Source organism: Nocardia cerradoensis NBRC 101014 (assembly GCF_000308535.1).
GTDB classification, from domain to species: Bacteria; Actinomycetota; Actinomycetes; order Mycobacteriales; family Mycobacteriaceae; genus Nocardia; species Nocardia cerradoensis.
The window spans coordinates 1-17,800 of record NZ_BAFW01000033.1; the positions used below are offsets into that span (position 1 = coordinate 1).

18 protein-coding genes are annotated in these 17,800 nt (G+C 68.1%); 13 read left to right on the forward strand and 5 right to left on the reverse strand.

Annotated elements, in window-relative coordinates; genetic code table 11:
- The 8 genes from ON23_RS04615 to ON23_RS35750 all read left to right on the forward strand — a co-directional run.
- A partial coding sequence (locus ON23_RS04615) for an ATP-binding cassette domain-containing protein (RefSeq protein ID WP_039776593.1) occupies positions 1–2,480 on the forward strand: 2,480 nt, incomplete at its 5' end.
- A gap of 85 nt (positions 2,481–2,565) precedes the next feature.
- A complete protein-coding gene (locus ON23_RS39090) occupies positions 2,566–4,335 on the forward strand; it encodes a hypothetical protein (RefSeq protein WP_051041992.1) in 1,770 nt (589 codons plus the stop codon).
- Between the two features lie 176 nt (positions 4,336–4,511).
- Positions 4,512–4,955, forward strand: coding sequence for a 50S ribosomal protein L13 (gene rplM / locus ON23_RS04625; protein ID WP_030513473.1), 444 nt, complete (start codon positions 4,512–4,514; stop codon positions 4,953–4,955).
- The gene (gene rpsI, locus ON23_RS04630; protein WP_039776595.1) at positions 4,952–5,464 is read left to right on the forward strand and encodes a 30S ribosomal protein S9; all 513 of its coding nucleotides are present in this window, start codon (positions 4,952–4,954) and stop codon (positions 5,462–5,464) included. Before rplM ends, rpsI begins: the two co-directional genes overlap by 4 nt.
- 205 nt (positions 5,465–5,669) lie before the next feature.
- A complete protein-coding gene (gene glmM / locus ON23_RS04635; protein WP_039776596.1) occupies positions 5,670–7,037 on the forward strand; it encodes a phosphoglucosamine mutase in 1,368 nt (455 codons plus the stop codon).
- Positions 7,038–7,338: 301 nt separating this feature from the next.
- A complete protein-coding gene (locus tag ON23_RS04640; protein ID WP_223273392.1) occupies positions 7,339–7,746 on the forward strand; it encodes a hypothetical protein in 408 nt (135 codons plus the stop codon).
- The gene (locus tag ON23_RS04645; RefSeq protein WP_039776598.1) at positions 7,743–9,116 is read left to right on the forward strand and encodes a hypothetical protein; all 1,374 of its coding nucleotides are present in this window, start codon (positions 7,743–7,745) and stop codon (positions 9,114–9,116) included. Before ON23_RS04640 ends, ON23_RS04645 begins: the two co-directional genes overlap by 4 nt.
- Positions 9,103–10,110: a DUF8176 domain-containing protein gene (locus tag ON23_RS35750; RefSeq protein WP_051041994.1), complete on the forward strand. Its 1,008-nt coding sequence runs from the start codon at positions 9,103–9,105 to the stop codon at positions 10,108–10,110. Before ON23_RS04645 ends, ON23_RS35750 begins: the two co-directional genes overlap by 14 nt.
- Before the next feature lie 13 nt (positions 10,111–10,123).
- Here the strand turns inward: ON23_RS35750 and ON23_RS04655 are convergent, their stop codons facing one another.
- Both ON23_RS04655 and ON23_RS04660 read right to left on the reverse strand, forming a co-directional pair.
- A complete protein-coding gene (locus ON23_RS04655) occupies positions 10,124–10,549 on the reverse strand; it encodes a hypothetical protein (RefSeq protein ID WP_039776676.1) in 426 nt (141 codons plus the stop codon).
- Between the two features lie 68 nt (positions 10,550–10,617).
- Positions 10,618–12,279, reverse strand: coding sequence for an ABC-F family ATP-binding cassette domain-containing protein (locus ON23_RS04660; protein ID WP_039776599.1), 1,662 nt, complete (start codon positions 12,277–12,279; stop codon positions 10,618–10,620).
- A gap of 147 nt (positions 12,280–12,426) precedes the next feature.
- Here ON23_RS04660 and ON23_RS04665 point away from each other — a divergent pair, with 147 nt between their 5' ends.
- The 5 genes from ON23_RS04665 (at position 12,427) to ON23_RS04685 (ending at position 15,650) form a co-directional block, all read left to right on the forward strand.
- Positions 12,427–12,618 (forward strand): PspC domain-containing protein, encoded by a 192-nt coding sequence (locus ON23_RS04665; protein ID WP_039776600.1) that lies wholly within the window; start codon positions 12,427–12,429, stop codon positions 12,616–12,618.
- Between the two features lie 155 nt (positions 12,619–12,773).
- Positions 12,774–13,082: a DUF6802 family protein gene (locus tag ON23_RS04670; RefSeq protein ID WP_030513482.1), complete on the forward strand. Its 309-nt coding sequence runs from the start codon at positions 12,774–12,776 to the stop codon at positions 13,080–13,082.
- A gap of 170 nt (positions 13,083–13,252) precedes the next feature.
- Positions 13,253–13,603: a hypothetical protein gene (locus tag ON23_RS04675; RefSeq protein ID WP_030513483.1), complete on the forward strand. Its 351-nt coding sequence runs from the start codon at positions 13,253–13,255 to the stop codon at positions 13,601–13,603.
- Between the two features lie 46 nt (positions 13,604–13,649).
- Positions 13,650–15,290 (forward strand): hypothetical protein, encoded by a 1,641-nt coding sequence (locus tag ON23_RS04680; protein WP_039776601.1) that lies wholly within the window; start codon positions 13,650–13,652, stop codon positions 15,288–15,290.
- Between the two features lie 33 nt (positions 15,291–15,323).
- Positions 15,324–15,650 (forward strand): hypothetical protein, encoded by a 327-nt coding sequence (locus tag ON23_RS04685; RefSeq protein ID WP_039776602.1) that lies wholly within the window; start codon positions 15,324–15,326, stop codon positions 15,648–15,650.
- A 39-nt stretch (positions 15,651–15,689) separates the two neighbouring features.
- Here the strand turns inward: ON23_RS04685 and ON23_RS04690 are convergent, their stop codons facing one another.
- From ON23_RS04690 to ON23_RS35755, 3 genes are all read right to left on the reverse strand, one after another.
- A complete protein-coding gene (locus ON23_RS04690) occupies positions 15,690–15,848 on the reverse strand; it encodes a toxin-antitoxin system YwqK family antitoxin (protein WP_157170162.1) in 159 nt (52 codons plus the stop codon).
- A 107-nt stretch (positions 15,849–15,955) separates the two neighbouring features.
- On the reverse strand, positions 15,956–16,603 hold the full coding sequence (locus ON23_RS04695) for a hypothetical protein (protein WP_168435199.1): 648 nt from the start codon (positions 16,601–16,603) through the stop codon (positions 15,956–15,958).
- Between the two features lie 342 nt (positions 16,604–16,945).
- Positions 16,946–17,794 (reverse strand): hypothetical protein, encoded by an 849-nt coding sequence (locus ON23_RS35755; protein WP_051041996.1) that lies wholly within the window; start codon positions 17,792–17,794, stop codon positions 16,946–16,948.
- Positions 17,795–17,800 lie beyond the last annotated feature (6 nt).

A 17,800-nucleotide genomic window follows, 5' to 3' on the forward strand; every position in this document is an offset into this window, starting at 1 on the left:
GGCAGGGGGGCGCCTGGGTGCTCTCCGACAACGGCAGTACCAACGGGGTTTTCGTGGACGCGCAGCGGATCACGCGGCCCGTTCCGGTGGATCGGCCGATGCTCGTCCGGCTCGGTGACGCGGTCACGGGGCCGCTGGTGCATCTGCTGCCGGAGGCACAGTTCCGGCCGCCCGCGCCGCCCAACCGGGCGCAGTCACCGGGCCGTGCGCCGAATCCGCCCGCCCGGGACGCCGGGCCGCGAGGCGGTCAGCATGGTGGCGGGCAGCACGGCGGTGGACAGCACGGTGGCGGGCAGCAGCAGCGTCGGCAACCGTCCCATCCCACACCGCAATCCGGGCAGTTGCGCCGACCGACCACGCCGCAGCCGCCGTCGCGGCCCGCGCAACGACCGAATCAGCGCCCGTCCCAGCCGATTCCGGCGGCCCACGGCTCGGGCGGTGTGCCGAACGTCAATATGACCACCAAGGCCGACACCTCGGCGCTGCCGCCGGTGCGTGCGCGCGCCTCGACCGCACCGATCGCGCGGGCAGATCGCATTCCGGCCGGCGGCCTGACCATCGGCCGCACCAGCGACAACCAGATCGTCGTCAACGATCCGCTCGCCTCGCGCCGGCACGCCCGCCTGGTCAAGAGCGGTGAGGGACTAGTCCTCGAGGATGTCGGCTCGGCCAACGGCACCTTCGTCAACGGCCGCCGCGAGCAGCGGGTCGCGCTGCGCGAGCGCGATATCGTCACCATCGGCAACGTGGACTTCGTCGTGCAGGAAGGCACGCTGAAGCACCGCAAGAAGCCGGTCACCGAGCAGGGCCTGAGTGTGCACGGCGTCGGATTCGTCGTCGAAGGCAACAAACAACTTCTCGTCGACGTCAACATGCAGGCCGGGCGCGGCACCCTGACCGCGCTCATCGGCCCCTCGGGCGCGGGCAAGTCGACACTGTCGAAACTCATTGCGGGAACGACACATCCGTCGGCCGGTGTGGTCACCTTCGAGGGCCGCAACCTGCACGCCGAATACGAGGCCATGCGCAGTCGTATCGGCATGGTGCCGCAGGACGACGTGCTGCACCGGCAGCTGACCGTGCGCCAGGCGCTGGGATTCGCCGCCGAACTGCGGCTGCCGCCGGACTCCTCGAAGGCCGACCGGCAGCAGGTCATCGACGGTGTGCTGAAGGAACTCTCGCTGACCGAACATGCCGATACCCGCGTCGATCGGCTCTCCGGCGGTCAGCGCAAGCGCGCCTCGGTGGCGCTGGAACTGCTGACCGGTCCGGCCCTGCTGCTGCTCGACGAACCCACCTCGGGTCTAGACCCGGCGCTGGACCGGCAGGTCATGACCATGCTGCGCGAACTGGCCGACGCCGGGCGCACGGTCATCGTGGTCACCCACTCGGTGGCCTGCCTGGACATGTGCGATCAGGTGCTGCTGCTGGCGCCCGGTGGCAAGACCGCGTTCTGCGGACATCCGGCCGGGGTCGGTGACTTTCTCGGGACCAGCGACTGGGCGGAGATCTTCGCGCGGGTCGCCGCCGAACCGGACCGCGCCTTCGCGAACTATCGGTCCCGGCAGGCGGCGCTGCCACCGCCACCGCCGGCCGTGCCCCGCGGTGTCATGGGACAGCCGCCGAAATCCAGTGGCTGGAAACAACTGTCGACACTGTCGCGGCGGCAGGTCCGCCTGATCCTGGCCGACCGCGGCTACCTGGCCTTCCTGGTGGTCCTGCCCTTCGTGCTGGGTGTGCTGTGCCTGGTCGTGCCGGGGAAGAACGGTTTCGCCGCGGCGCCACCGATTCTCGGGCCGGACGGTCAATTGCATCCGCAACTCACCGGAGGCAGTGAATCCCAGCAGCTGCTGGTCGTTCTCATCCTCGGCGCATGCTTCATGGGATCGACGCTGACCGTGCGTGATCTGGTCGGGGAACGCCCGATCTTCCTGCGGGAACGAGCCGTCGGCCTGCTGCCCTCGGCGTATCTGCTGGCGAAGGTGATGGTCTTCGGTGTCGCGGCGCTGCTGCAGTCTGCGGTGCTGGTGGCCATCGTGCTGGCCGGGAAGAATCCGCCCGGGAAGGGGGCGCTCATCCCGTCCGGCGGTGCGGAGCTCTACGTCGATATCGCGCTGACCGCGGTGACGTGTGTGGTCGTCGGGTTGTTGTTGTCGACCGTGGCGAAATCGAACGAACAGGTCATGCCGTTGCTGGTGGTCATGATCATGTGCCAGCTCGTGATGGCCGGCGGCATGATTCCGGTGACCGATCGCGTGGTGCTGGAACAGCTTTCGTACATCTTCCCGTCGCGCTGGGGATTCGCCGGCGGCGCGTCGACCATCGATCTGCGTACCCTGTTCGTCAACGCCCAGCCCGATGCGATCTGGCAGCACACGCCCGGTTTCTGGTTACTCGACGCCGGCATGTTGATCGTGCTCACCGCGGCGCTGTCCACGCTGACGTGGTGGCGTCTGCGGCTGAAGAAGTCGGCCGCGTGAACGGGGCCGATGACGAGCATCGACGGGAAATGCCCGCACTAATCGGACCTGCCCCGAGCATCCCGGCGCGACAGCAGGCACACTTATGCATGTGACGGCTCGAGTAGGGGCGATACATCTCGGATGGGATGTGGTGTCCGTGGCCGCCGGTGGCGGTGGGACACCGATCCGCCCGGTCCAGGTGGAAGGCACATATACGCCGCCTGCGTATTTGCTGGCGGACAAGTCCGGGCGACTGCACACCGCGGGCGTGGACCGGCAGCGGCCCGATCTGGGCATCGCGGTCTCCGACGTGCGCGACATCCTCGGGCATCAGCAGATCCGCATCGCCGGGGCGACCTGGCCGGCGGAATTGGTGTTCCGGGCCCGGCTCTACAACCCGCTCGCCGCGATCGGCAGCCGGTTGCGCGGCAAGCCCGACGTGGTGGCACTGCCGTTCCCGGACGACTGGCCCGACGAGAAGGTCGAGGAATACTGCCGTCTGGTCGAGCAGATGGACGTTCTCACCGACCCGCTGCCCGAATCCGTGGCGCTGTCCGGCTACGTGCGGGCCCTCGGGCTCGTGCAGCCGCCCGCGCCCGGCCGCCGGGGCGTGGGCGCGACCGGCGTGTATTCCGACGGCCGGGTCTGCCTGGTGGTGGCCGTCGACGGGGACGACGAGCGGCCCACCGAATCGGTCGGGGTGCCGATCACACCGGATTCGATGCGGGACGCTCATTCGGCGGACAACGTCGTCATCGAGGTGATGGCCGCGGCCCGCTCGATCGGCGCCGACACCTCGACGGTGCTGCTGACCGGCAACGTGTGCTTCAACGACGCGCTGCGGCTGGCGTTCCAGAATCATCTGGGCGCCCGGCTGCGGGTCGCCGATCATCCGATGCACGCCCTGGTGCTGGGTGCCGCGCATCTGCTCGTCACCGACAGCGAATACGCGGAGGCGGAGCAGGGCCCGGCTCCTGTTCCGAATCAGCCGAATCCGGCGGTGCCGAATCAGCCGGGTCCCCCGCGACCCGGGCCGATGCAGGCGGCGTCGAATCAGAGCATCCCGAATCGCGGTGCGCCGCAATCGGATTCCCGTCCCGAGAACGCGGGCCGGCATGCGTGGCAGGACGCCGGTGCGCCGGAACCCGCCCGCCCGCCCGCCGAACCGCATCGCCGCCCGGAGCCTCCGAATCCGCACGGGGTCGCCGAGGGCCGGCACGCGGCGCGTGACGCCGGGCCCGCATCGAGCCCGCAGCCCCTGCCCACCGGCGAGCCGACCACCCGGATGACCCGGGAGGCCGGCCAGTTGGAAAGCAGGTTCACCCGCCCCCCGGCCGGCCCGGTCGATGATCAGCGGACCACCGAATCCGGTGGTCGGTCATCGGCCGGGGAACAACCGGATGACGAGGAACACGCCCACAAGGGCAAGCTGTGGAGCAAGGTCAAGGACAATCTGTTCGGCGCACCGACGATCGTCGGGGCGGTAGCGCTGGCGGCGCTCGCGATCCACGCCGACGGTGATGCGGATCACATGGCCCGGCCGCTTCCGGAACACAGCTCGGCGGCGGCCGCTGCGGCGGCAGCCGGAGCCGCCGACGCGCGGACCGACGGCGCAGCGGCCTTCGACGCGCGCTCGCTGAGTGGCATCGGCGCGGGATCCGACTTCGGCTCGTGGCCGGCCGTGGACAAGGTGTCGCGCGCGCCCGAGCCGAGCCCGGCCTGCTCGGTCACGCCGAACACCGTCGAGCGCCCGGGGCCGGGTATGCGGACGGTTTCCGACCATCCCTGCGCGCATCTGGCGGTCGACAATCTGCACTACGTCGTCCCGACGGTCCCCGGTACGTTCGACTCGGGCCCGCCGATTCACATCTGACGAGTGCGGAGGCGATTTCGGGACCCCGAGCCGGTCCTGGTATCGTCGTCGTTCGGCGTGCGGTACGTCGTGGATTCGTCCGTGCCGTCACACGAGCCCCGGGTCTCCACCGGCCGCCGGGATCACTCGACCGTTCGCCTGGCTGGCAGAACATCAACGACAGACAGGGAAGCACTGTGCCTACGTACAGCCCGAAGGCGGGTGACGTGACCCGGCAGTGGTACGTCATCGACGCCACTGACGTAGTGCTCGGCCGCCTTGCCGTGCAGGCAGCGAATCTGCTGCGTGGCAAGAACAAGCCGACCTACGCCCCCAACGTCGATGGTGGCGACTTCGTCATCATCATCAACGCCGACAAGGTTGCCGTCTCCGGCAACAAGCGCGAGGACAAGCTCCTCTACACCCACTCCGGGCACCCCGGTGGCCTGAAGTCCCGGTCTGTCGGGCAGCTGCTCGACACCCGGCCGGAGCGCGTCGTGGAGCGTGCCGTCAAGGGCATGATCCCGAAGAACAAGCTGGGCAACCAGATCGCGCGCAAGTTGAAGGTCTACGGCGGCCCGTCGCATCCGCACGCGGCCCAGCAGCCCGTTCCGTTCGAGATCAAGCAGGTGGCCCAGTGACCGCTCCTGAGGAATTCAACGAGGAATACGTCGAAGACGCCGCCGCGGAGGTCGTCGACGAGGGTGCCGGCTACGACGCCGAGTACACCGAGTCCGAGGGCTTCGCCGCGCCGGTCGTGATCGACCGCCCGGTGCAGACCGTCGGCCGCCGCAAGGAGGCCGTGGTCCGGGTTCGCCTGGTCCCGGGTTCCGGCCAGTTCGTGCTCAACGGCCGCACCATCGAGGACTACTTCCCGAACAAGGTGCACCAGCAGCTGGTGAAGTCTCCGCTGGTCACCGTCGAGCGCACCGAAACCTTCGATGTGCACGCCCGCCTGGTCGGCGGCGGCCCGTCGGGTCAGGCCGGCGCGCTGCGCCTCGCCATCGCCCGCGCGCTGATCGAGGTCACCCCGGACGACCGTCCCGCCCTGAAGCGGGCCGGCTTCCTGACGCGCGACCCGCGTGCCACCGAGCGTAAGAAGTACGGCCTCAAGAAGGCCCGCAAGGCTCCGCAGTACTCGAAGCGCTGATCTTGCAGCGCGCGGCCGCTCCCACCCGCACCCGCACGGTGTGCCGGTGGGAGCACGGCCGACGCGACCCCGTACGAGAGCAGGCGTCCAAAGCCGGGCGCCTGCTCTCGTGCTGTATCGATCGACGGTAGGCCGGGGCGGGCAGCCTGCGTCCGCGACGCAGGGTCTCCGCGCTCACCGCAATTCAACTCGAGGGGCGAGATAGATGGGGCGTTTGTTCGGTACCGACGGAGTCCGCGGCCTTGCCAACGACTCGCTGAGTCCGGAACTGGCACTGCAGATTTCGGCGGCCGCGGCACAGGTGCTGGGCCGGGGCAGATCGCGCGCGGTGGCGGTGGTCGGCCGCGATCCACGCGCCAGCGGCGAGATGCTGGAGGCCGCCGTGACCGCCGGTCTGACCGCCGCCGGAATGAGTGTGCTCTCGGTCGGTGTCCTGCCGACCCCGGCGGTCGCGTATCTGACCGCCGCCTACGACGCCTGCCTGGGCGTCATGATCTCCGCCTCGCACAACGCCATGCCCGACAACGGCATCAAGATCTTCGCCGCGGGCGGTCACAAACTCGACGACAGCGTCGAGGACAAGATCGAGGAACTGGTCCGCGCGAAGGGGTTCGTGCGTCCGACCGGTGCCGGCATCGGCCGGGTGCTCAGCCTCTCCGGCGTCGACGGTCATGTCGAGGACCATTACAGCCTGGCCGGCACCCACGAGCGCTACGTCGAACATCTGGTGGAGGCCACCGGCCGCGATCTGTCCGGCATCACCGTGGTCGTCGACTGTGCGCACGGCGCGGCCTCCGACGTCGGCCCGGCCGCGTACCGCGAGGCGGGCGCGCGCGTGGTCGCGATCAACGCCGAGCCGAACGGGCTCAACATCAACGAACGATGCGGGTCCACGCATCTCGAGCATATTCAGCGCGCGGTGCTCGAGCACGGCGCCGATCTGGGCCTGGCCCACGACGGCGATGCCGATCGCTGCCTGGCGGTCGACGGTTCCGGTGCCGTCGTCGACGGCGACGCGATCATGGCGATCCTCGCCCTGGCGATGCACGAATCGGGCGAGCTGGTGCAGGACACCCTGGTAGCGACCGTGATGAGCAATCTGGGTCTGCACATCGCGCTTCGCGATGCGGGAATCACCGTGCGCACCACCGCGGTCGGCGATCGCTACGTCCTGGAGGAGTTGCGCCGCGGTGGCTACAGCCTGGGCGGTGAGCAGTCCGGACATCTGGTCTTCCCGCGGTACGGCACCACGGGCGACGGGCTGCTGACGGGTCTGAAACTCATGGCCCGGATGGTCGAAACCGGGCGCGGCCTGGCCGATCTGGCGAGCGTCATGACGACCGTGCCGCAGGTTCTGGTCAATGTCCCGGTCGCCGACAAAGCCGCGGTCGCCGCCGCGCCGGAGGTTCGCGAGGCGGTGGCCGAGGCCGAACGAGCGCTCGGCGACAACGGCCGAGTCCTGTTGCGCCCGAGTGGGACCGAACAGCTGATCCGGGTCATGGTCGAGGCGACGGATTCGCATCGCGCCAAACAACTCGCCGACGATCTCGCCAAGTGTGTGGCCGCGGTCTGAGGGCCGCGGGCACATCGGGCGCGATGAACGGGGTGCGTACGCCGCCTAGGGGTGCGGCTGTATAGGCCGTTATCGAGCGGTGGGCGCCGCGGCCACGATGGCGGCGTCAGCACATCACCGTCCGAATATCGGCTGGTCATCGCGCATGTCGGCGGTCGGCGGCGAATCCCGGAGGGGGCCTGCGGAGGTCGTCGGCGCGCCGACGGTCCCGCAGATCGGGGCGCGACTGTCGGCTCCGGGAAGTATGGTTGGACGCAGATCATGACGCGACAGCGAAGCTTGATTTCCGTGAGGGGGAACAGTGGACCCGCTGAAGCTTGACAAGTCTCCGACGCTCGACGACTCCGCGAATTCGGCGCCACCGCCGACCGCCACCGCATCCGCTCCGGACGCGGTGATGCGGGTCGATCCCGCGGCGATGGCGGCGTATACGGCCATCGCGAATACCGTTTCCCAACAGCTCGCTTCGGCGGCGTCCGTGACGGCCGGCGCGGTCGATCCACAGCAGCTGGCCACCGACCTGGGGCTGGTGGGAGCGGACTTCGCCGCCAAATTCGCGGCCGCGGTCTCCGAACACGCGCAGGCGCTGTCCACCGCCGGCAAACTGGTCTCGGCCTACGGGCGTGGGCTGCACACCTATACCGCGGGTGTGCAGGGCACCGACGAGGATTCGGCCGTCGCGATCACCCGGACGGAGTCGCGGTCATGAGGCGTCCGACCGCATTGCGTCGCCGGCCCACCGCCGCGCGCAACGACACCACCACGCCCGCAACGACATCCGATCCGTCCGTGGATCCGCCGATCGTCGCGACCCTGGTCCGGCCGCTGCTGGACCTGCGTGCCGCACTGGGCACCGGTGTCGCGACGCCTGCCGCGACCATCACCGGCGCTTTGTCCAGCGCGTCCACACAGGCCGCAGATACCGAGGGGCCACACCGCGACGGCGTCCACGCGCTCGAATCCACCTGGACGGGTCCGGGCTCCGACGCGGCCGTTCCGGCATTGCGCACCACCCAGACTCAGATCGGTGACATCTCCGACCGGGGCCCGGCCTACCTGGGTGTCCTGGCCGACGCCCACGCGACCAGTGCGCGGGCGGCCGACCGGATGGACCGGATCATCGCCGATTTCCGGCGCGACGCTCGAACCATCCTCGGCAACGCCACCGCCGCGCCGGATACGGACGCGGTGATCAACCGGGCCACCCAGGCGCTGCGCGACGCGATCACCACCGTCACCTCCGCACGCACCGAAATGGACGATCACTCGCGCCGATTGGACGAGATGGGTCCGCTCACGGTCACCACGCCCGCCGGACTGAACTCCGCACAATCGTGGGGAGATACGCCCGCTACGGTCCTGCCCAGCGCCTACGGTGCGGTTCCGGGCCAATACGGCGCGGTCCCAGCGCAATACGGGACGGCGCCCGGTCAGCCGATCGATCCGGCGCAGCTGGCCCAGCTGCAACTACAGCAGCTGCTCGTGCAGGCCGGTGTGCAGGTCGGCACCTCGGCCATCAATGCCGGTGTGGATATCGGTACCCACCTGATCGACAAGATCGCCGAGGTCGGCACGCACACCATCGATACGGTGGCCTCCTCGGTAGACCAGGCGATACCGCAGCTGATCAACCCGGACCACGCCACCGCCGACAAGACCAATCCGGCGGGGCATTCCGGAGATTCGGCGAAGCTGTTCGACTTCGGTCCCGGCAAGACGGCTCCCGGAACGACGGGACCGGGCTCGATCATTCCGGGCGCACCAGCACCCGACAAGGCGCCGGCCGACAAGCCCCCGGCCGACAAATCCGATCCGCCACCCCCGTCACCGTCGTCCATCCTCCCGCCACCTGCCGACCCACCGCCGATGCCGAAGCCACCGGCCCCCACCCCTGCGCCCGCACCCGCGCCGGAGCCGGCGCATCCGGGTGGGGTGGCCGGAGGTATGGCCTTGCCGCCGCCGGCCGGTAGCGGACAGGACCACAAACCTCGCGACGGCCAGCTCGGTGTCACCGTGCCGGCGGCCGAGACAACGGTTCCCGCCGCCGTGATCGGCGACTTCGGCGATGACACGGTCTGAGCCGGACCCGCAGCAGGACAACCCGTTCGACCTCGGCCTGCCGATGGTCCGGACTCCCGTCGGCAAGCAAGGCCGCAAACGGCGGTCGGGCCGGCGACATCCGAACCGCCCGGCCGCGGCGGCAAATCACGGCGCCGTCGCCGTGCCGCCGGCCCGGCCGGGCCCGGAGCCGGCGGCTTATCCGTCGGGGGAGTGGGAACAGTGGCTGCAACCGGCGCAGCGCACGACGCCGGAGCCCGAGCCGGACGTGGAACCGGAACCGCGCCGCATCCCGGTCGGTGGGCCGCTGACCGATCCGGATCTGGTCGACAAGTCGACGCTGGTCCCGCACATCGTCGACCGCTCGGGCGGTAACCCCGGTCCCGCGCTGCGGCGTCCGCGCCCACGCCAGGCCGGCCCGCGCCGCGACCACCGTCGCGGTGAAAAGCTGCTGGCCGCAATCACTTTGATCGGTGTGGGCATCGTCGTCGTCTCGGTGGTGCTGACCGTCCTCCATACCGGGAAGCGATCTCAGCCGGTCGCGACCAAACCGCCGATGGTCGCGGCGGTGCCGGTGCCCACCTCGGTGAGCGCGACCCCACCGCCGCCCACGACCACGGCCGCGGCGACCTCGACGATCGCCACCGACGGCTGCGAGCAGCAGCGCACCGCGGAGGTGGTCTCCGGGACCGACCCCGGGGGCACCGCGAGTGGTCCGGACGCCATCCTGGCCTTCGAGCGGGCGTACTACGTCCAGCGTTCGGGGTACGCCGCCCGGGCGGTCGTCGCCGACGACTCGTCGGTGCCGCCGGCAGACCAGATCCAGCGCGGCATCAATCAGGTGCCGGTCGGCACCCGCTACTGCGTGCAGATCACCCGCACCGGTGACGAGGGGCAGTGGGAGGTCCGCCTCACCCAGCAGAAGCCGGACGAACAGCCGCATGCGTTCACCCAGATCATCAGCACCCGAGCGGAATCGGGGCGCACGCTGATCACCGGTATCGCGGCCGGCTGAACCACATCCGGGTTCAGAACCGGGCGTGCACGAACCCGGTGAACGGCACGAGGAAGCCGCCGATCTCACACACGATCAACGCGTACATGGCCGACCGCAGCGGCAGTCCGATGTCGCCGCGGAATTGATTGGTCGTATCCCGCCGCACCCCGTGCAGGCAGTAGGAGGCGATGGCACCGGCGAAGAAGCCGAGAACGATCAGCGCCGCAACGAGATTCACTGCCGTCGGCCAGTCCGACAGTTCCACGAAGACCGCGAGCAGCAGCGCCGCGAAGCTGTACATCAGGGCCGCGCGGTGTGCGATATCGACGTAGGGATGCGCAAGCCCCTGCGCTGAGGTCCGCATCCCGTGGTACTTCCACACGCCCAGCAGCAGGGCCCAGACGAAGAGAAGTCCGGCGATCAGGAGGGTGATCCGGGTGTCCACGCCGAGTTGCATCTGTTCCATCCGGACTTCCTGGGCGGTCGCGTGAGGCATCGTGATCGCAACGCCGAGCACGTTCTGATTCAACGGTTTTCGGTGAGTTGTCCGGCGGACATGTGCCAGCGCCGGGTCGCGCGCACGGTATCGAGCATGCGGCGATCGTGGGTGACCAACAGCAGTGTGCCGTCGAAGGATTCGACGGCCTGCTCCAACTGCTCGATCGCGGGCAGATCCAGATGGTTGGTCGGTTCGTCGAGTACCAGCAGGTTGACTCCGCGCGCCTGCAGCAGCGCCAGCGCGGCGCGGGTGCGCTCACCCGGCGACAGGGTGTCGTTGGCGCGCAGTACGTGAGCTCCGCGCAGCCCGAATTTGGCCAGCAGCGTGCGGATCTCCGCCTCCGGCCAGTCGGGTACCTCGGCGCCGAACGTGTCGGCGAGCGTGGCCGTGCCACGAAACAGTCCGCGGACCTGATCGACCTCGCCGATCGCCACCCCCGAACCCAGCGCGGCGGTTCCGGCGTCCGGCGCCGTCTTGCCCAGCAGCAGCGCCAGCAGCGTGGATTTGCCCGACCCGTTCGGCCCGGTCAGGACGATCCGGTCACCCCAGTCGACCTGGGTGGTAACCGGACCGAGGACGAACTCGCCGCGCGACACGACGGCATCGGACAATGTCGCCACCACCGAACCGCTGCGCGGTGCGGAGGCGATCGACATCCGCAACTCCCACTCCTTGCGCGGCTCCTCCACCACCTCCAGCCGTTCGATGCGGCGCTGGGTCTGGCGCACCTTCGACGCCTGCTTCTCGGTGGATTCCGCCCGCATCTTGCGACCGGCCTTGTCGGAGTCCACCTTTCGCGGATCGCGAGCCTTACGGCGCGCATTGCGCACGCCGTGCTCGAGCCAGTTCCGTTGCATCACCTGCCGCGCTTCCAGCCCGGCCTTGGTATCGGCGTAGTCCTCGTAGGCCTCCCGGGCGTGCCGGCGAGCGATCTCGCGTTCGGCCAGATACGAGTCGTAGCCGCCGTCGTAACTGCCGACCTGCTGCTGGGCGAGATCGAGTTCGATGATCCGGTTGACGGTGCGCGCCAGGAATTCGCGATCGTGACTGATCACCATCAACGGGGTCCGCACCCCGGTCACGAAGTTCTCCAGCCGGGCCAGGCCGTCCAGGTCGAGATCGTTCGTCGGCTCGTCCAGCAGCAGAATGTCGAAGCGCGACAACAGGACCGAGGCCAGTCCGGCGCGCGCGGCCTGCCCACCCGACAGCGCGGTCATGGGCGTGTCGAGGCCTTGCGGCAAACTTTCGGTGAGTCCCAGTTCGGCGGCCACCTCGTCGGCGCGCGGCTCCAGGTCGGCGCCGCCCAGCGCGAGCCAGCGTTCCAGAGCGGCCGAATAGTCCTCGGCGGCGGTATCGTCGGTCGCCAGCCGTTCGGCCGCGGCGTCCATCGTGCGCTGCGCCGCCGCGACTCCGGTCCGGCGGGCGAGGAATCCGGCCACCGTCTCGTCGGCCAGGCGTTCCGGTTCCTGTGCGAGGTAGCCGATCGTCGCATCGGGCGGGCTCAGCGTGATCCGGCCCGTCTGCGGCGTACGGTCGGCCAGCATCCGCAACAGCGTCGACTTGCCCGCTCCGTTCACCCCCACCAGGCCGATCACATCGCCGGGCGCCAGCACCAGATCCAGGTCCTCGAACAGCACCCGGTCTCCGTGCCCCGCCGAGAGGCCGTGCGCATGCAGAGTCGTACTCACGCCCACGAGTCTGCCGGGTTCGGGGTATCACCCTGAGCCCGGGCCGGGGAAATCAGGGTCGGGATGGGTCTCGCGCCCGATGCGCGCCGGGGTGCCTGCCCAGCACAGTGGAATCACCACGCACGACCGTGACAGAAGGAGAGCGTCATGACCGCCCCCACCCGCCGCCTCACCCGATCGACCTCCGACAAGTGGATCGGCGGCGTCTGCGGTGGCCTCGCCGAATACTTCGGCTGGAACGCCAATGTGATCCGCCTGCTGTTCGTCCTCTCCTGCCTGCTGCCGGGCCCGCAGTTCATCGTCTACCTGGTGCTGTGGCTCATCATCCCGAAGCAGTAGCCCGGCGCGGCAGGACGATAGTTATCCACAGGCAAACCCTCGGCCCACCTCGGCGCCGGTAAGTTATCCACAACATGCCGGACCGGGGATGCGCCGCACCACTTCCGGATGCCAGGATGGAGGAAATTCCCGCACGTCCCTCGAGGAGCACATACATGATCCATTCGGGCGATCTGCCGGGCCTGGACCTGCCGGAAGTCGACGCACACTCCGACCTCGGCGGCATCGGCGCCGTGGAGCTGAACCACCCGTCCCAGGACATCGACGCCGACGGCATCCTGGACACCGAAACCTTCCACAGCGACCACTCGATGGAAGTCTGGTCCGATATGGACCACGACGGCTACGCCGACCACGTCAGCATCGTCGACGACGGTGGCGACTACTCCGCCTGGGAATTCCACCACTACCCCGACGGCCGCACCGAGTGGGTCCAGGTGGACAAGGGCAAGATGGGCAAGTGAGCGGCGTGCCTTCGGTTTTCGACCGACGGCCCGGCAAGTAGATTCGCGGGGTGCGCATCCGGACGCGATGGCCGGTAGGAAAGGGAACCGGTCGCCGTCCGTGCGCGTCGAAGAGAGTACGGGAAGGCTGTGGCGTCGGCCGCAGATCAGCGAGGGAGGGGAGTTGAACGATGGCTTCGGGTGGCCACGTCAAGGTGGACGTCGTGTCGCTGCAGCGGATGGCGACGAATCTCAAGGGCTCTGCGGGTGTACTCGACAACAAGACCACGGAGTTGACCTCACACACCTTCGGAGGTCCGCAGGCCGGCCGTGACTACACTGCCGACGGCGTCAAGATCAACCACTCGCTGGGACACCTGACCACGTGGTTGAAGAATTGGCAAACGGCGATCGCCAAGATGGGGGAGACGATGAGCACCAGCGCGAACACCTACTCGACGGTCGACGACTCCAACGTCGAGAAGTTCAACGCGACGGGCGTGAATCTGAACCCGACCACGCCCGCCGCGGCGCGCGTCTGATGTGGTCACGATGTCGTGCGCGTCGTACTCGCAGGGGTGAATTCCGGTGACCCTCAACGTTTCCACCGATGCCTCCGTGGATAAAATCCTGGACGAAGGTTGCACCGGGCTGATGTTCTTCCAGGAATATCTGCCCCGGTACGCGCAGGTCAACAAACTTCTCGGATTCGGCCGGGCGGAAATGCCGTCCTACGAATCCTTGTGTGCCAAATACGACACCGAGCGCGGAATGGATCTTGCCGCCCTGGACGGTGTCGCGCAGGATCTCAGCCGGGTGGTCGGCGAGGCCAACACCGAGCTGGAACTGCAGAAGACGCAGCTCGGCGCCTTGCCATCCATCTGGCAAGGTACCGCGGGTGATGAAGCCCATGCCTTGCTCGACCAGCAGGTTCGGCGTGCGCAGACGGACTACGACCAGGTCAAGTCGGCCTCACTGGGTTTGGTGTTTGCGTCCGGTTCGCTGCGAAATGCGGTCATGGGCAAGGCGGAAGCGGTCAAGAAGTATTGGAAAGAAGACGGTCCGGATTTCGATGGTTCCGCCGGACGCCAGAAGATCGACTGGATGATCATGGTGGCGGCCGAGTACAAGAATCCCGGTGCTTACGGCCCCATGGTGTCGATGCAGATCGCCAAGCAGTACGGTCCCACGGCCACGGACTGGCTTCGAACGGTTTTCGTGCGCGGCGTGGAGGACATCGTCCAGTCCTTCGACGCCCTCTGTACCCGAACGAAAGGGACGATCGAGCAGCTCTACGGCGGCATATCGGATGCGCTCGACAGGCTGGACGTATCGGCGTACCCGATGCCGGCTGGGACTCCGCCGCCGAGCAACCCGGGGCCTTCTCCGGGCAATCCTGGGCCGGCGCCCGCCAATCCGGGTCCGGCTCCGGCGAATTCGGTTCCGAGTAATCAATCGACGCCAGGAAATACCGTTCCGTCGTCGGTCTCGCCGACAGTCACCTCCGGCCTCGACGGACTCGCGCAGATCAGTCAGATCGCGTCCCAGCTCTCTCCGGTGGTCAGCACGCTAGGGCAGTCGCTGACCCAGGGGGCGACGGCGTTGTCCACCGCGATCCAGCAGGGGTTCGACGGTGCCCTGCAGCAAGTGCAGTCGCTGCTGCAGCCGCACGACGCGAGGGGCGCCGCGGACGGTAAACCGAATGCCGAATTCGATATCGCCGGAAGGCATCTGAAGTTCGAGATGGGTCCGAACGGTGAGCTGAAGGTCGTGATGTCCGACAGTTCGGGCGACGAGAAGACCTACAGCATGAAGTTGGACGAGCACGGCAACCCGGTGATCAACACCGAGGACACGAAGCCGGGTGCGGAGGGGGACGCGGGGAAGCCCGGAGGTGATGGTCAGCCGTCCGGCGAGGGGCAACAATCCGGTGACGGCCGCAAGCGTGACGACACCCAGCAGAAGCAGGACAGCGGAGTCGGCAAGCCGGGCAGCGATGATCAGGCACCTCCGCCACCGAAGCCGACCGAGCAACAGCCACCCGCCGGAGGTGGACAGTCGAGCGAAAACGGTGGTAGCCAAGCCAATCCGACAACCCCGCCGACTACCCCTCCGCCGCCTCGTCGCGACTCCGAGACCGATCACAAGCCACCGGCCGGCCCGCCGCAGGGCCCGCCGCCCGATCCCAGCGGCTCGGGCGCGGAACTGGCCGAGGCAGGCCCACTCTGAGTCGTCCGCCGCTGACCACCCTGGAGAAATGAGATGGACCTCGCCCGCCACCTCGAAGAGGTGATGTACGAACACAACCGTTGGCTGCGCAACCACAACGAGGATTTCGAGGAAGCCCAACGCCGCCTCGCCGCCAATGGCGCGCATCTCGCCGCGGAGATCGACCGAGGCATCGTCGAAGCCGAACGTCTGGCCGCCGCCGAAGCCGAGGAACGCGAGCGCCAAGAGGAAGAGGCCCGCGAGCAACGCGAAGCGATAGCCCGCGCCGCGGCCGCCCGCAAAGCCAACCAGGCCGTCGCCCCGATCGACGACGAAGACGAGGACGACGCCTACTACCGCCGCAAGAGCTGGCTGGTCTGAACCGTCAGGCTTCCGTCTGCCACGGCCGTGGCGAGTTGGTTACACATCGTTGTCCCTCTTGACTCCGGAAGGTTTGCCGGCAATCATTTCCCCTTCGGACATCATCCGTCCGTCGGCCCACCACTTTCGGCTCGGCCCGTGGCGGATTCCGTTCACGTAGAACTCCTGGGACAACAGTTGGTCGCCGAGCATCTCCACGACTTCTCCTGGATAGAGCTCCCCGCGGTACTCCAAGCGCAGGTCCTCACCCCAGGTGATGGGGTCGACGTTGATATCGATTCGGCTCGTCTTGCCTCGTGAAGGTGTTATCGCTGGGAGAGCGCCTTCAATCGTTCCAGCGACGGAAGTTCGTCTTCCACAGCGTTCGGCTGGATCATCCCGGAGAGGCGGTCTTCAGGATGGTGGCGACTGTCCTGGAGGGTTTGCAGTGGCGGGACATGCTGCTTGTACCCCTGGCTCAGTCGCAATTGCCAGAGGCCTGCGGCGATGTGCGCTGTCTTGCCGGCGGACCGGAGAGGAAGGTAGTCGGCGGCGTCGTTCTCGACCGAGGCCCAGAGATAGCCGATATGCCGACCAGCCTTCACTATCGGCAGAAAGCGGACTGCACTGGTTGTGCTGGTTGCGTAGCGGCGCAATGGCGCGCCGACCAGCGGGCCCCAGCCCTGTGAGCGGTCGGGCGGCGTGCCGTCGGGGTACATGCCGTCCTGTATCAGTGGGTTGGGTGGAGGAGGGCCGCCCGGGTTCACCAATTCGTAGAGAGCAGCGAGGCTTTCGGCTCGCCTGACCGAAGCGCCGACGGGTATTCCACCACCCTCGGGATGCTCCGCCACACCGATCCACTGCTGTACCGCTTGCTGGGCCGGGACCCGGTCTGCATAGGCGGCGGCCAGCCGGTCCGCCCACGTGTCGATCGCGGTCCACGACGGGTCGGACAGGGGATCGCCGCCCGACATCTTGCGGATGAAACCGGCGGAGTTGTGGGTCGCCGATGCCCAGAGGCACCCCATGAATTCGCCGCGCCGTATGACAGGCACATACCTGACCGGCTGCCTGGTCCAGCCCTCGTATGTGGCGCGAGGTGCCCTCGGCGCACCGAAAATGGCTGGAGGTTCGTAGCCTGGTGGGTCGGCAGGGGGCCGGTAATTCGTTGGCGGCAGCGGAGGTTCACAAAAGCCGTGCGACTCTCGCCTGGGCTCGGCCGACCAGGATTGCTGGGTCATCTGGACTCGATCTTGTCATCCGGTGTACATCGGGGTGGTGCGTGAGGTCGGCCTCGAGCCTGTGCAGTGAATCCGCTACTGCTGTGCGAGATCTACGAGCTGTTGCAGCGTGGGGAGCTCCACTTCCGGCATGTTTGGTTGGATCATGCCCGACATGTGGTCTTCGGGGAAGCTGCGACATCTGTCGAGGATTTCGAGCGGTGGAACGTTCTGTTCGTAGCCCTGGGTGATGCGAAGTTTCCAGAGGCCGGCGGCGATTTGTGCGGTTCTGCCCGCTGCCGTGCGGGGCAGGTAGCCGGCCGCATCGTTGGTGGTCGACGCCCACAGGTAGGCAATGAGGTTGCCGCTCTTGGTAATCGGAAGATACCGAATCGGTGAGTCGGTGGTGGCGGGGTAGGTGGTGTTGGGTGCAGAGACGAGTGGTCCCCAGCCCTGCGCGCGGTTCACTGGCGTGCCGTCGGGGAATTCGCCGTCTTGAATGAGAGGCCCGGGCGCCGCAGGCCCGCCGGGGTTCGTGCGCTGGTACAGAGTGTCGAGATTCGGCGCGTCGAGAACGGGCGCGTCGGCGGGGATGTAGCCGCCGACGGGATCTTCGGGCGCACCGACCCAGCGCTGTACCGCATCGACGGGACGTAATCCCTGCTTGCAGGCGGCGTCGAGCCGATCCCGCCAGACGTCCATCCAAGAGAAGTCATGACGACTCAAGATGCGAACCAGTCCGGCGGAGTTGTGGTGCTGCGACGCCCAGATGTGACCGACGAACTCACCGCGGATCAGGATCGGCCAGTAGAACAAGGGCTTGCGAGTCCAGGGCTCGTATCGCCCTTCGAGCGGATCGCGCTGCGGTTTCGGTTCCGGATATTCGGGCGTCCCCGGCGGCGGGAGGGGGCCTGAGTTGTAGCTGGTGTCGTCCCAGGAGTTCACGATGAT